Source organism: Enterococcus sp. AZ163, assembly GCF_050498925.1.
Taxonomy (GTDB): domain Bacteria; phylum Bacillota; class Bacilli; order Lactobacillales; family Enterococcaceae; genus Enterococcus_A; species Enterococcus_A ferrettii.
Genome location: NZ_JBIPAO010000001.1, coordinates 3380731 through 3395221 on the forward strand (window position 1 = coordinate 3380731; position 14491 = coordinate 3395221).

Consider the following 14491-nt stretch of genomic DNA (forward strand, 5'->3'; position numbering starts at 1 on the left):
TTATGCCCGTGAAACGTAACTGCCGTCCTGTGTATTGACGACAAGTTTATCTCCTTGATTAACAAAAAATGGAACGTTAACAGTTAATCCCGTTTCCATAATTGCTGGTTTTGAACCACCTGAAGAGGTATCCCCTTTGATATTCGGTTCTGTCTCCGCAACTTCTAAGATGACTGTATTAGGTAAATCAACACCTAAAATTTCACTACCATACATAATAACATTTAACTCTGTATTTTCTAACACATAGCGCATCTCATCTGCGATTTGTGTTTGAGGAATCTCAATTTGTTCATAGTTATCCATATCCATAAACACATAGTTACCACCATCGTCATACAAATATTGCATTTTTCGATTGTCTATTTGAGCTTTAGCTACTTTTTCACCCGCACGAAAAGTTTTTTCTTGAACACCGCCAGTACGCAAATTTTTTAGTTTAGAGCGAACAAAAGCAGCACCTTTTCCAGGTTTCACGTGCTGAAAATCAACAACGCGCCAAATATCACCGTCGACTTCGATGGTTAACCCAGTTTTAAAATCATTTACTGAGATCATTATTATTCCTCCTTGATTCCTATCAACTAGAGATTTGTTTATAGTTTATCATTTCTTTGGCGCTTATGCTACCACTACTAAAGAATGATTAAATCCTTCGGTGAATGAGTCAATACGCGATTACCATTCTCTAAAATAACTAGATCATCTTCAATTCGCACTCCACCTAATCCACCAATATATATTCCAGGTTCATCTGTGACCACGTTTCCTGCTTTCAGCGGTTCTTCATTAGTCCAACTTAAGTTAGGACCTTCATGAATAGCTAACCCAATACCATGTCCTGTTGAATGACCAAATACCTCACCATAACCAGCATCTACAATTATTGAGCGGGCAACAGAATCAAGTTGTGCTCCCGTAACACCTGCTTGAGCCTTTGAGAGCACTTGTTGTTGGGATTCTAAAACGATAGCGTAAACGTCTTTCAACTGTTGACCCGGATCACCAATAGCAAAGGTTCGAGTGATGTCAGAAACATAACCTTGATAAATGCATCCAAAATCTAAAGTAATCATTTCTCCCTTTTCAATGGTTTTTTCACTAGCGACACCGTGTGGCAAAGCAGAACGAACGCCTGAAGCCACAATAGTATCAAAAGAGGTTCCTGTTGCACCCATAGATCGCATAAAGAAATCCAACTGATTTGCTATTTCAATTTCTGTCATGCCGGGTCTAATCATCCTTAAAACGTGCTCGAAGCCAGCATCAGCAATACTGCACGCTTTTTCGATGATTGCTATTTCTGATTCATCCTTTTGTTCTCTTAATTTCTCAATAAATCCACCAGCAGGAGCAAACTCTGCCTGGATAAGCTCTTCATAAACAGAATAATCAGCAAATGTTAAAAAATCATCTTCAAATCCAATCGCGGACAATTGATTATTTTCTACCAAATCAGCTACCATTTCGCCAATAGCACCTTGGTGTTGAAGAATTGTCATCCCTGCCACTTGGTCCGCTGCTTGTTCAGTATAACGAAAATCTGTTATAAAATAAGCATCTACTGGTGTGATCAAAGCAATGCCTGCAGTCCCAGTAAAATTTGTAAGATAACGTAAATTTGCTGGACTCATAATTAAGTAACCATCCAACACTTCTTCTTTCATTAATGCTCTTAGTTTGTTGATTCTTTCTAACATAAACTATCGCCTCATTTCCCTTACTAGTATAACAAATCCTAACAAAATACAAAAAGAAACAGGAGCAGATGCCCCTGTTTAACTAACGATTTACAAAAAAAGACACCACTGCTACTACAATAACAGAACCTAAAATTGAAGGAATAAGTGCCATCCCTGCTACCTGAGGCCCCCATTCTCCAAGCAGCGCTTGCCCAACTGTTGAACCAATTAATCCTGCAATAATATTAAATAAACAACCTTGATTTTCACCTTTCCCTGCTAAAGCTCCTCCTATGGATCCAATTACTGCTCCAACAATCAATGTCCATAACCAATGCATTCTAAGATACCCCCCTATTTTACTCTAGTATATTTGCAGACTACAAGTAATTTTAATATCACTTATTTTAAAAAACCATCTGTCTTAATTGGGTTCGGTTCTTTTCTATATCAACGGAACTAATAATGTAAGGAAAACTACCGGATAACGAATAAGACCCTAACACAGGAACATTCAATTTATCCATGTGAGCACTTCCTTTGGCCAAGTAACCAGTACCCATTTTAATCATGTCTTTCAAGCTTAAGTTATTACCTGAAAATTCCTTAACCGTCCCATATTTTTGCGTAATTGAAGTAAGTTTTGGCCGAACTGTTTTTTGTTTCATTAAACGGATGATATCTTCTTGTCTTTCAAAAACATCCAAACGTCCATCTTCATCTATTTGATACGATATATACGCATCCAGCTCTTCTAGTGATAAATAATGCTTCCCAGGTAAAAACTGCTGTCGATTTTTTAAAGCAATAAATTCTTTATGAACAGTAATTAAAATTTTTCCATCCTCATCTAAGCCAGCTTCAGCAACTGCTTTTAAACTATTACTTTTTGTCAAAATTAAATACTTCCGAACATCTAATGCAAACGTTTTTGAAAAAAGAACGAGAAATTGTTCAATTGGCACTAAAGTATATAATGAACCCAAAGTACTCTTTTCTGTAGGCAATTCTGGTGAAAAGCGGATCAATCGATTAGTTCCTCTTTGTAAGTTATAAAGGAAAAAACTAGATTTTTCTTCATCGTCAAATATAAATAATACATTCATCGGTACACTTCCTTTCGACAGTACTTTGCTAGTATAAAGAATTAACACTAAAAAAGCTATCCTACAAAAGACTGAAAAAAGACCCTGATCTTGTTTTAAGATCAAAGTCTTAGTACTTTACATAATAGTCCCCATTGCTACATCATCATCTTGTACAGTGTTAATTGCAGCCTCAATCGCAGTCTCGAGCGCTTGACTGATAAGTTCAGCAGACATACTAGGGGTTCCTTCTGGCAGTTCGGTTACTTGTTCTGGTAAATAAGGAACATGAATAAAGCCGCCACGCATTTCAGGGTATTCTTTCTCCGCCAGATATAATAAACGATACATAATATCATTACAGACAAAGGTTCCAGCAGTATATGAGATACTTGATGGAATTTTTTTAGCTTTAATATTATTGACCATTGCCTTAACTGGTATAGTAGCAAAATATGCATTTTTTCCATCTTTATAAATCTGCTGATTCAATGGTTGTTGCCCCTCATTATCAGGAATGCGTGCTTCCATTAGATTAATGGCTACTTTTTCGATTGTGACTCCTGAACGTCCACCGGCTTGTCCAACACATAAGACAATATCTGGATTATGTTGCTTGATTGAATTTTCTAGCACTTCTCCGTCTTTTTGAAAAACGGTAGGAATCTCAATTTTTATGATTTTCGCTTGTTGAATTGTATCAGGTAAAAGTTTTACTGCTTCAAAAGCTGGGTTAATAGTAGCTCCTCCAAAAGGATCAAAACCAGTTATCAATACTTTCATTTTGTATTATTCCTCCTTATTTGAATAAGATCATATAGAAAATTTGAAAAATTAAGAAAACGAATGCCAACAGCACTTGATTCTTAATTACACCAAAGCGGTCCTTCATTTCTAACATTGCAACAGGTACAATATTAAAATTAGCTGCCATTGGCGTACACAATGTTCCACAGTACCCACAAGTTAATGCCACCATCCCGATTAATACAGGATCAGCACCATATGCTAATACAAATGGACCTCCAATCCCCACCGTCATTACTGTAATTGCGGCAAATGCATTTCCCATAATCATCGTAAATAACATCATTCCAACGGCAAAAACAATAATCCCTACATTTACGTTCCCTTTTGGAATAACTGTCGCCACCATGCTCGAAATAACATCACCAACTCCAGCTGCCGTAAAAATCGCACCTAAACTAGCCAACAACATCGGCAACATACTTAATGGACCTACTGTTGATAACATACGTTCTGCGTCATCCAAGAAAACATGTGGTTTATTCTCCTTGGAAAGTATCATTAAAATAATGATAGAGACACCGACTCCGACACCAACACCAACTAAGGCACCTAGCGTTGTAAACAAAGCAAACAAAATTGCACAAATCCCCATTGAAAGTGCCGGAATAAAAATTTTCATTCCAATCTTGTCAGCCATTTTACGGGTAAATTCAGCACTTGGTGCAGAATCTTTTCCTTTGCTAACCTTTTTAAAAATAGCTGGTAAAGTCATAATGACTACTAAAACTCCATTTATTATTGAGGGAATCCAACGTCCAAACGTCAATACTAAACCTAATGAACACCAAAAAACAGCAGTTCCAATTGGCGTCGGATTCTCTTTATCCCTTGCATTCCTAATGCCAGTGTAAATTGAAATCAGTCCCATAATCATGTAAATGATCTCTAGCAATTTGTCACCTAGCGTGATACCCGAATCAGTAAAAAATGACATTGTATTTCCTCCTATTTTCCATTACCGTAGTATTTTTTGAATAAGCGTTTATCTTTCAAGAAATAATAGATAATGGCAACTACAATCGCAAAAATTGCTACAGGTATTTCAACTTTTGCTAAATCAATTAAACTTGTTTTATAGCCTAAGTCTTCTAGAGTTGCTTGGACGAGAAGGGCTCCTCCTCCTCCAACGAACAGAACTTGACAGAAAAACCAAGCGATGTTTTCCATACCAGATGACATACCTTTTAATTCATCAACATAGTCTTCATTTAGCTCTTTACCTTTGGATTCAATAGTACCAAGCGCCATGGGTATGATAATTGGACGGACAAATCCAGCGACCCCGCCGAAACTAATATTAAAAGCAGCAAAAATCCCTCGCATGATACCATAAGCACCGATAACAGCACCCGCTGAGGCATTTTTGAATTTGCTAATCAATGCAGCAGCTGATTCTTTTAATCCATTACGTTCTAATGTTCCAGTAATCAGCATAATAATAATGAAAATAGCCATTGCACGATTGGCAACAAAGCTTTCTCCTAGTGTATTTAGTAAGCCTTCGATTCCCAATCCACCTACTAAAGCGGTGACTATTGCTGCCAATAAAATAATTAGAATCGAATCCTTTTTCAAGGCAAAGCCTATAATGACAATTAATATTCCTAAAAGTTTTAAATACTCCACGTTTTTTCCTCCATACCCTAAATTAATCTATTAATTTTTTTCCTATATTGAAACCTTTTTAAACCATTCGTTAAGTTAAGTAATTATTGGTCGCAATCGAGTATGACCAACGCTGAAAGAATCCATCGTCGCAACCATATGATGTCGATAAACTTTTTTTGCAGAAAGCAATAGATCAATTGTTGCAAGATCATGCACAACATGCGACTGAGCACACAGCTTCAAATAACCTTCCTGCGCCGTTTCATCTGCCACTTCACTAGTATAAGCAACAGAAGTAATCCAAGGAAAGCGAATCGATGGATAACGATGTGTTGAATCCGCGGAAAACTCAATCCAATAGTTGATCATTTCTTTGTAATAATCAGCCGGAAACAAATTAGGCAACCATTGGTGAGCATATGTTTCAAACTGTTGCGCCCATTCTAAATTCCATTGCCGCATTTCTGGCTGGTTAGCGATTGCATTTGCTATTACATCTTCTAATTTCTTATTTACTTTCAGGTTCCAACGATATTCATCGTTTGATACCACCCAAAAATATCCATATAATAAGGATCTTGGTAACCAAAATCCTTTGTATGAAGGCGAAGTATAGCCAGAAAAAGGCTGCTCCCACTCATGTGTTGGTACACCATGATTATCGATCATCACATCAGGTAAAAATTGGCTATACAACCTTGTCATTCCCAATGCCTCTGGATGTTTCGTATCTGGGTTGAAGTATTCATAATAAAACTCTTTGCCCACTGCATTAAACCGGGCGACATGCAATTTCCAATAAGGGTTGTCTAATTGCAAGTCATAATGAATAGCAGCACCATCAACGTTTTCCATAGGAACAAGTACCAAATTTAATTGATCAATTACTTTACGGTATTTCCTATTGGTCAACAACTCTTTTAACAATAAAAAGATCCCATTAGTTCCTGCTACTTCATTCGCGTGATGACGAGCATTGATGATTGCCGATGGATAATTAGTCAACCTCTTGGTACGCGAATGGTATCCTTTTTCTTCAGGGAAGAGTTCAATTGCATAAATTTCACGTCCTAAATAAGAATTAGCAATAGGATAAACTATAACTTCAGGAACCTGCTTTAGTTGGTCTATAATGTTCAGATACTGTTCGTAACCAATAACCTGATCCTCATAAAAATCTATTGTTTCAATCGTCCTTTTAGTTTTCTTAGGTAGGGTTTGTGAAATTTTTGCAGGGTAAATTTCTGCAGAACTACTAAAACTAATTACTTTAAATAAAGAAAAATCAAAACGTTGAGCTACTAATTTTTCCATCAGTAAGTTTGAATAAGCTTGAAGTACATTTTCTTCAACACCATTTACAACAACTTTAGCTGTAAGTTGTTGTTCTTGATAACCAACCTCTTGGAGTATTACTGAAATTTCTTCTCGCGTTTTAGGATGAAAAATTTCTGTATCTTCAATCAGTAGTTTAGGTTCGTCTACTACTTGCTCCAATAGTGTAACTTTTATGGTAGGGCGACCTTCCTTTTGCTTAATTACGGGCAAAATAAGGCCAGGTTCTTCAAACATTTCTCCACAAACCTGATAACCAAAATTCTTAAAATAATCGGCACCAGCAAAATACAAATCTTCGTGTAATGCATCTAAACTGGAAATCATGTCATTACGACTAGGCAGTAAATGATTGGGCTCACTCGCTGTCACTTCTACTACTAACCGAGAAAAGAAGGGCTGTTTTTCCTTAGTTAAGTGGTCAGCTGTTTTTTCTAATACAAAATTTCGGCAATCCGGTAATATTTCACTTTGGTAAATATCCCATATTTTTTCTACATCCGTAATAATTCGTTTTTCTAAGATGTTTTCTCCATTTATCTTGACGTGTAATCTTCCGGTAGGTGGATGAACCTTTCCTAAACCGGGATAAGCATCTAGGTATGATCGCTCAGTGTAACTAGCAGAATAGTTTTCCTGAAAAATAGAATTGCCATATTTATCTTTTCCAGTGACCAAATAGGTAATATCTTGATTCCCATCATAGGTAACAAAATCTATTTGCTTTTCATCGAGGCTTAACTTTTGAACTAATGTGTCTTGAATGGGATACAACTCTTGAAGGTAACGAATAGGTAAATCATTCCACTTGTTCGAATCTTGACTGTCTATATTGTTGTAACTTGGAACTGCCCCCGATTCAGTCGTCCACTCAGTGACTCCTTCAGGTAAAAAGGGTTTAAAAGCAATCGTTAACTTCTCTACTGCCTTATTCTTCAACTTGGGAATAATGTACTCATCGATCCAAGAGTAACCCTGTTTATGAGCACATACTAGCTGCATATTCGTTAATTCAGCCCCACTATTAACAATTTCTTTTTCTATCTCTTTAATTAAAGAGTTTCGAACCGTTTCTTCTTCACTAAGTACACCAAAAATTTCCACTTTATCCGATTTATTCAAAACAGGATAAATATCATTCCTTAAATGCTGATGAAATTCATTCGCTTCCCATGTTAATGGATAGTCCTTCTCATAAACTTTTTGCATATCTTTGTAATTCACAAATTTTGTTTCTGGGAAAAAAGCCTGGAGCTCTTCCATACGAGAACGTATTTCTGGAGAAACAAACGCTTTTACCTTTTGTGTCGACTGTGCCTGTAAATAACTAAGCTGACCATCTAAATTGTTCATTAAGAAACTATCAGTCAAATCTTGCAAGTAACTGTTCCATGTTTCAAAAGAAGATAATTTAGGAAAATTCTCACAAACAACCGCCGAAAAAAGCTCCAAATCTTTCCCCTGTCCTTGGACAATCAATAACTTGCCATTTTTACCAGCTTCTTCCCTTAATAAACATTCTTCACCCTCACGAAAGATTAAAGCATTTCCTTCATGATAATCCTCTGACAAAAGCCATCCGTCTATCTCAGTAGTTTCCATACCAAAACGAAAAGCGAAATTACATGCTGCAATCAGAATAGAGGAACTAGCTTTCAATGGAACAACTAGTTTAAAATCTAACTTGTCAGGTAGCTGGTCAAGGTTTTCATCCTTTAAATAGGTCCCTGTTTGAAAAAGATTTTCTAGTCCTCGTTTGCGACGCCAATCAAAATCAGGAATTGCTTTTGCATAATCAGAGGCGGCCTGATAGTTTTCCGGCATTGACTGCGAGAATTGAGAGTAAGTTGCCAACAGATCCTTCTCATCATCAGGAATATTTTCATCTCCCGATAGAGATGCAACCGGAAACTGGGATGACTCACTAAAAAAACCTTTAACTAAAGCAGTTTGAATCAACATTCTTAATTCTTTCCAATTAGCATTGTTTGGTACTTTTAACATGAAATTCCTCCCTTATAATTTACTATCTCTGAAATAAAGTCCCTACTTCTTCCCCTCTCAAAATATCAAAAATGATGGATGGTTTTTTTCCATTTGCTAATACCATGTCTAATCCGGATGATAGTGCCGCGTTTGCAGTCTTTAATTTACTCCGAATACCACCGCGACTATATAGACCAGCTTGTGTACTGGAATTACTCATGAGGCTAGTGTCCACTTCTTTAAGATGTTGAAACAGTTTCGCTTCTTCGTTATATAATGGATTATCAGAATACAAGCCTTCAACATCTGAAAGCATAATAAATAAATCAGCTTGCATAAGTAATGCCACGTTTAGTGCTACTTCATCATTGTCCTCAAATTGGCGTTGCTGATGAATTTCATTAACAGAAACGGCGTCATTTTCATTAATAATTGGTAAAATCCCCAAAGTTAATAATTGATTAATAGTTTCAGTAAATGTCTGACGACTTTCAGCAAACTCCAAAATGTCTCTAGTTAATAGTAGTTGTCCAATTTCTTGATTACATTCCCCAAATGCTTCTTGGTATTCATTTATCAATAGAGATTGTCCCACAGCTGCACTTGCTTTTTGCTGTCCAGTGCTTAATGTTGACTCTATAAACCCGAGTTTTTGCCTGCCTAAAGCCACTGCTCCTGAAGAAACAAGAATGATTTTTTTATCTTGTTTCATTAATTCAGCAATAACAAAAACTAACTGTTGTAGTACTTGATAATTGATAGTCCCCTCAGCAGAAATTAATGCGCTTGTACCTATCTTTATTACAATCACGTTTGCTTTCTGGATATCTTTTCTCATATACACACCTTAATTTCAAAAGACCGTTGTCTTTTTTATTTTGAACAAGCATTATCCAAAAGAAACAGCAAAATTTTGATTCACATAAATTCAGCAAAAAATTGAATTTTCTGAAACTTCCGAACAATATTCAAACATTTTACTAGAAATGTCGTTTCGAATCAATACCTTATTTGGTCAACATGTTAAAATGGAAAGTACCTAGGAGGGATTTTATGGATAATCAACTAAAAGATATTAATAACTTTCTTCAGTTTCTTGAGGAGTCTGGAAAACTTAAAGAAACCAAGCGTTTTGCTTTTAAAAAGCATGGCGAAGTCGAGAGCACAGCCGAGCACACTTGGCGTCTTACATTATTTGTCTCCTTGTTCTGTTCGTTCTATCCAGACTTAAATAAAACTGATGCTTTAGAGATTGCATTAATTCATGATTTGGCAGAACTAAAGACTGGAGATATTCCAGCAATTGAAAACACTGATACAGAAAAGAAAGAACACGATGAGCAAATTGCATTTGATTATTTAACCGGTCTTCTTCCTGAAAAAAATGCAACACATTATAACAAGCTGTTCAAAGATTACCAAACAGGTAGAACAAAAGAGGCCCGTTTAGTGAAGGCTTTAGATAAAGCGGAAACAATTCTACAGCATGTCCAAGGAGAAAATCCGGTTGATTTTGACTACCAGTTTAATTTGGAGTATGGAAAAGAGTATTTTAACGATTCTTATTTGAAGGAGCTTCGCAAAATACTGGATCAGCTCACTTTAGACAAGATATGAAATGAGGCTGGGACAAAAGTCATTTTTTTCGCACTAGAGGCGAACGAAAGAATGCTAATAAGCCCAATCATTCGCTTGATATTCTTATGAAGTAATATGAAACGTTGAAAAGCAGATAATTTGTAATTAGAAAAAAGATGACCTCAGATTCTCTGTTCGGAATTTGAAGTCATTTTTTACTTATGTCCCAGTCCCTTAAAAGAAGAATAATTATTGTGAATAAAGCGATCCTTTCGAAAGTAAGCTGGATAATCAAAAACTGTAAGAAACTCTTTTGGAATTATCAAGCTTATTTCTCTAAATGAAATGCTTCTGTCACCATTTTATTTTCTAAATCGTAGTTGCTTTCATCACTTCAATACCCGAGGAAACAATTCCCTCTTTTTCTAATTCATGTGAAGAAACATGATCCATATTTGTAATCATTACCAGCATGGAAGTTTCCTTCCCGGCTTGTTTAATTGCAGCTAAATCAACATCCGCAAGCAGTGTATTATTTTGTAATGCTTGTCCCTCTTGAACATGAATATCAAACGGTTTTCCTTCTAGCTCTACTGTATTAATGCCCATATGCACCAATACTTCCAGGCCACTATCTGTTGTGATGCCGATCGCATGTTTCGTAGGAAATATAGTGGACACCTTTCCTTGTACCGGAGAATATATTTTTCCGTCCTCTGGTTCGATGAAATACCCATCACCCATCATTTTACCAGCAAATACTGGATCGCTAGCTTCTTCTAACGGATGAACAGACCCTCTGGCAACAGACTTAAAAACTTCAGTTGTAGTTGTAGCAGGTAAAATAATCTTGGCAGTGTCTGTCAATGATTCTTTTACTTTTTCTTCAGCTAGCTTTTCTTTAGGAATCCCAAAGAAGAAAGTAGCAACGAAGCCACCTGCATATGCTGCCAACAGACCTAATACATAGCCCCACCAACGACCATTGGCTATTAGGGGAATCAACGCAGCTCCAGAAGGGCCGATTGCAATCGCACCAATTCCGCCAATCGCTCCTATCACGGCACCACCAATTCCTCCACCAATACACGCTGTAATAAATGGCCGACCTAATGGTAAGGTGATTCCATAAATTAATGGTTCGCCAATTCCTAAAATCCCTACTGGTAGGGCACCCTTAATCATTTCGGAAAGCTCTTTGTCTTTACGTAACCGAACCCACAGAGCAAGAGCAGCACCGACTTGTCCTGCACCGGCCATTGCAAGTATTGGTAACAGCATTGTACTTCCGGTTTCATCAATCATTTGAATATGAATAGGTGTTAAAATCTGGTGTAGTCCAAACATCACCATTGGTAAAAAAAGTAATCCCAATACAAATCCTGAAAAAGCGCCACCTACACTTAACACCCACGTAATACCACTAACCATACTATTGGAAATAAATCCCGCCAATGGCATAATGAAAAAGATTTCTGCAAGCCCAATAACCAATAATGAAATAGTAGGCGTGACAATAATATCTATTGAGTCTGGAATAATCTGGTGTAGCTTTTTCTCTACTAAAGACAACAACCACACAGCAAAGATAACTCCTAAAATTCCGCCTTGGCCAGCAGATAAAGGTTCCCCAGTAAACAGGTTCAGTAGCGGGGCTTCTGGATTCATTCCAGTTAAGGTAACTACAGCACCGATTACTCCTCCCATAGTAGGATTGGCACCAAAAACTCTAGCAGCATTTACGCCCGTATAAATAACTAAGTAACTGAATAAGCCATTCTTAAGAATGTTCATAACATCAAGATATTGTTGCCAAGTTGCTGCATCCAAAGTACCAGCAGTAACTAAGTTAGCCAATACTGAAGCAATACCTGCTACGATACCAGACCCCACAAAAGCTGGAATCATTGGTACAAAAATATTCGATATATCTTTTAGAATTCGTTTCATTCGTGAAGATTTTTGCTTTTCTTTTTGAGCGGCTTTCATAGCTTCTGCCTTGGCTTGCACTTTCTCTTTACCACCGGATAAAATCTGAGGAAAATCTTCGCCTATATCTACTCCTACTATATCTACCATTGCTTGTGCAACTTTGTTCACTTTTCCAGGCCCTATAATAACTTGCAACTGTTCATCGTCAACTACTCCTAGTACTCCAGGAATTTTCTTCAAATACTCTTTATTGACTTTAGTATCATCTTTAATAGTCATACGAACTCTAGTCATACAATGGACAACATTCTCTACATTATCAATTCCACCAGCACCGGTAAATATTTCATTTGCTAGCTCAATTAATGATAAATCAGCCATTTTCATTCAACTCCTTATAATGTTTTTCGTACAAAGCCATCTGCTTGTACAAGCTTTTTGTGCGCCATCTCTTTATCGCTTTGAGTCAAAATCATAACAATAGCCAATTTCACATTTTGTTCAGCTTCAGCAAAATAAAAAGCAGCTGTTTCGTAATCAACTTCTGTCGCTTCCATAATAATTCGTTTTGAACGTTCAACTAGTTTTTCATTTGTAGCTTTCACATCAATCATCAAGTTGTTATAGACTTTTCCAATACCAATCATGCTAATGGTGGAAATCATATTTAGAATTAACTTTTGGGCAGTACCTGATTTTAAACGTGTGGATCCAGTCAAAAACTCTGGCCCACAATCTACTTCAATAGGGTATTGTGCATGCTGGCTAATTTCTGCTTGAAGGTTACAAGAGATTGATCCAGTAGATGCACCCACTGATCGAGCGTACTCTAAAGCACCAATAACATAAGGGGTTCTCCCGCTAGCAGCAATTCCAATCACCATATCTTTTTCATTCAGACCTAATTTTTTCAAATCGTTCTGTCCTAGTGATAGTGAATCTTCTGCTCCTTCGACAGCGATAGTCATGGCTTCTTTACCACCTGCAATCACTCCCACTACCATTTCAGGATTCACACCGAAAGTTGGAACACATTCAGCTGCATCCAAAACTCCTAATCGTCCACTTGTTCCTGCCCCCATATATATCAAACGTCCGCCTTGTTTAAAGGAGTAGATTGTTTGTTCAATAACTCTCTCTATTTCAGGTAGACACTTTGCGACTGCTGTTGGAACATTTCGATCCTCTTGATTCATTAAATCTAAAGCTGCAGAAATAGTCATCTCGTCCAATCCAAAGGTTTTCTCATTTCTGCGCTCGGTTGTTAATCTATCTAAATTTAAACTATTCATAATTTTTCACACTTTCCAAAATAAATTTCGTTCCTGCTTTGATTCTCATTAACAATGAACGATCTTCTTCAATTACATAGCCCACTATATTTACTTTATCGTCAGCTGGTAGAGCGTGCTTAACTAGCTGTATCTCTCCCATGTATCTCAGGTATTTTACATTATCTATCGTTACTGCGCCAATCTCTCGTTCCCTTAGTGGTAGTGGAGGCACAAACTTTGGTTTATTAAATCTGGCTGCTGCGCTTCTGATCACATCTCTAGCCTCATCCATTCGATTGACATGCTCTCCTAGAACCAGATGAATCTGTTCATCATGCGGCACAACATGAAGCAAAATTTTTTGTTCATTAATATGCAGACTAAATTGCTTTTGTGTTTCTAACGCTAGATCCCCATCCCCTATGTAAACCAAATCTACGTCTAAATTTAGTGCAGAACTTAATGGGTGCTGATAGCGATGTTTTTCCAGAGTTGGCAACCCTTCATGAAGCGGACCTCTTTTTTCACCGTCTCCTGATACAAATGCTTGGATATTAAATCCAAATTTTTTAAGCCACTGATTTTTTTGATCAAACCAGTCTTGATCTAATCCAGTTTCTGGCCTTGGATAATAATTATGCCAAGCCTCTAGGTTAGAGAAATCAGCTTGATATTTTTGTAATTTTTGAATATCCTGTTCAGACAAAGTAGATGCGTTTAACGCAACTTTTAACTGATGAGAGGCATTTGCAATTTGTTCCATTGAAATTTGATCATCCATGCGTAAACCGGTTACACCAATTTGTTTTAATTCGCCAATTCTTTCTAAGGATAAGCCTGCCTCTTCTAAAGCATTACCTGAAATATCTACCATCAAATTTAACTGCAATTCCTTTGCCTTTGCTCCTAGCTGCTGCAGTCTATTTTGATATACAGCAGTATTTTCTTCTGGAATGTGTAAAGAAGTGAATATTCCAGAAAAACCAAGAGCTGCCATTTTCTTAATATAACTATTTCTTTGTTCCGTTATTTCTTCAGTTAAAAAAACAGAAAAACCAAACATACCATCCCTCCAATTTAGTTGAAAGCGTTTCATGAGAACAGTATAACTTTAAGCTGGATTTTTTGCAACATAATTTCTCTAAAAATAAAAAACAAAGAAATTATGTTTCTTTTTTGTGCAAAAAAAGAACCCCTTATT

At 36.8% G+C, this 14491-nt stretch carries 13 protein-coding genes; 1 reads left to right on the forward strand and 12 read right to left on the reverse strand.

What is annotated here, in order from left to right; genetic code table 11:
• The 9 genes from efp to proB all read right to left on the reverse strand — a co-directional run bounded on the left by efp (nucleotide 1) and on the right by proB (nucleotide 9344).
• Nucleotides 1-558, reverse strand: coding sequence for an elongation factor P (efp, locus tag IGI46_RS16245; protein ID WP_207701237.1), 558 nt, complete (start codon nucleotides 556-558; stop codon nucleotides 1-3).
• Nucleotides 559-635: 77 nt separating this feature from the next.
• A complete protein-coding gene (locus tag IGI46_RS16250) occupies nucleotides 636-1700 on the reverse strand; it encodes a M24 family metallopeptidase (RefSeq protein WP_429964028.1) in 1065 nt (354 codons plus the stop codon).
• A gap of 82 nt (nucleotides 1701-1782) precedes the next feature.
• Entirely contained in the window at nucleotides 1783-2022 is a 240-nt protein-coding gene (locus IGI46_RS16255) for a GlsB/YeaQ/YmgE family stress response membrane protein (protein ID WP_429964029.1), read from the reverse strand.
• Between the two features lie 67 nt (nucleotides 2023-2089).
• Nucleotides 2090-2788, reverse strand: coding sequence for a hypothetical protein (locus IGI46_RS16260; protein ID WP_429964030.1), 699 nt, complete (start codon nucleotides 2786-2788; stop codon nucleotides 2090-2092).
• A gap of 117 nt (nucleotides 2789-2905) precedes the next feature.
• Complete coding sequence (gene pcp / locus IGI46_RS16265) at nucleotides 2906-3550, reverse strand: pyroglutamyl-peptidase I (protein ID WP_429964031.1); 645 nt, start codon at nucleotides 3548-3550, stop codon at nucleotides 2906-2908.
• Nucleotides 3551-3566: 16 nt separating this feature from the next.
• Entirely contained in the window at nucleotides 3567-4511 is a 945-nt protein-coding gene (locus IGI46_RS16270; protein ID WP_429964032.1) for a DUF979 domain-containing protein, read from the reverse strand.
• 11 nt (nucleotides 4512-4522) lie between these two features.
• Nucleotides 4523-5203 carry a DUF969 domain-containing protein gene (locus tag IGI46_RS16275; RefSeq protein WP_429964033.1) on the reverse strand — a complete coding sequence of 227 codons (681 nt, stop codon included), beginning with the start codon at nucleotides 5201-5203 and terminating at the stop codon, nucleotides 4523-4525.
• Between the two features lie 75 nt (nucleotides 5204-5278).
• Nucleotides 5279-8524, reverse strand: a complete 3246-nt coding sequence (locus tag IGI46_RS16280) for a M14 family metallopeptidase (protein ID WP_429964034.1) — start codon at nucleotides 8522-8524, stop codon at nucleotides 5279-5281.
• 22 nt (nucleotides 8525-8546) lie between these two features.
• On the reverse strand, nucleotides 8547-9344 hold the full coding sequence (gene proB / locus IGI46_RS16285) for a glutamate 5-kinase (protein WP_429964035.1): 798 nt from the start codon (nucleotides 9342-9344) through the stop codon (nucleotides 8547-8549).
• 215 nt (nucleotides 9345-9559) lie between these two features.
• Here proB and IGI46_RS16290 point away from each other — a divergent pair, with 215 nt between their 5' ends.
• Nucleotides 9560-10123 carry an HD domain-containing protein gene (locus tag IGI46_RS16290; protein ID WP_429973843.1) on the forward strand — a complete coding sequence of 188 codons (564 nt, stop codon included), beginning with the start codon at nucleotides 9560-9562 and terminating at the stop codon, nucleotides 10121-10123.
• A gap of 330 nt (nucleotides 10124-10453) precedes the next feature.
• On the opposite strand, the gene IGI46_RS16295 is transcribed toward IGI46_RS16290, so the two are convergent.
• From IGI46_RS16295 to IGI46_RS16305, 3 genes are read right to left on the reverse strand one after another with little or no spacing between them, the layout of a single operon-like run.
• Complete coding sequence (locus IGI46_RS16295; protein ID WP_429973844.1) at nucleotides 10454-12403, reverse strand: glucose PTS transporter subunit IIA; 1950 nt, start codon at nucleotides 12401-12403, stop codon at nucleotides 10454-10456.
• Between the two features lie 8 nt (nucleotides 12404-12411).
• Nucleotides 12412-13308, reverse strand: coding sequence for an N-acetylmuramic acid 6-phosphate etherase (murQ, locus tag IGI46_RS16300; protein WP_429964038.1), 897 nt, complete (start codon nucleotides 13306-13308; stop codon nucleotides 12412-12414).
• Entirely contained in the window at nucleotides 13301-14353 is a 1053-nt protein-coding gene (locus tag IGI46_RS16305; protein ID WP_429964039.1) for a DUF871 domain-containing protein, read from the reverse strand. Before IGI46_RS16305 ends, murQ begins: the two co-directional genes overlap by 8 nt.
• Nucleotides 14354-14491: the final 138 nt, after the last annotated feature.

What these genes read in the sequence shown, in the direction of transcription:
- efp (WP_207701237.1), bottom strand. Translation starts at nt 558, where the DNA reads ATGATCTCAGTAAATGATTTTAAAACTGGGTTAACCATCGAAGTCGAC.
- IGI46_RS16250 (WP_429964028.1), bottom strand. Translation starts at nt 1,700, where the DNA reads ATGTTAGAAAGAATCAACAAACTAAGAGCATTAATGAAAGAAGAAGTG.
- IGI46_RS16255 (WP_429964029.1), bottom strand. Translation starts at nt 2,022, where the DNA reads ATGCATTGGTTATGGACATTGATTGTTGGAGCAGTAATTGGATCCATA.
- IGI46_RS16260 (WP_429964030.1), bottom strand. Translation starts at nt 2,788, where the DNA reads ATGAATGTATTATTTATATTTGACGATGAAGAAAAATCTAGTTTTTTC.
- pcp (WP_429964031.1), bottom strand. Translation starts at nt 3,550, where the DNA reads ATGAAAGTATTGATAACTGGTTTTGATCCTTTTGGAGGAGCTACTATT.
- IGI46_RS16270 (WP_429964032.1), bottom strand. Translation starts at nt 4,511, where the DNA reads ATGTCATTTTTTACTGATTCGGGTATCACGCTAGGTGACAAATTGCTA.
- IGI46_RS16280 (WP_429964034.1), bottom strand. Translation starts at nt 8,524, where the DNA reads ATGTTAAAAGTACCAAACAATGCTAATTGGAAAGAATTAAGAATGTTG.
- proB (WP_429964035.1), bottom strand. Translation starts at nt 9,344, where the DNA reads ATGAGAAAAGATATCCAGAAAGCAAACGTGATTGTAATAAAGATAGGT.
- IGI46_RS16290 (WP_429973843.1), top strand. Translation starts at nt 9,560, where the DNA reads ATGGATAATCAACTAAAAGATATTAATAACTTTCTTCAGTTTCTTGAG.
- IGI46_RS16295 (WP_429973844.1), bottom strand. Translation starts at nt 12,403, where the DNA reads ATGAAAATGGCTGATTTATCATTAATTGAGCTAGCAAATGAAATATTT.
- murQ (WP_429964038.1), bottom strand. Translation starts at nt 13,308, where the DNA reads ATGAATAGTTTAAATTTAGATAGATTAACAACCGAGCGCAGAAATGAG.
- IGI46_RS16305 (WP_429964039.1), bottom strand. Translation starts at nt 14,353, where the DNA reads ATGTTTGGTTTTTCTGTTTTTTTAACTGAAGAAATAACGGAACAAAGA.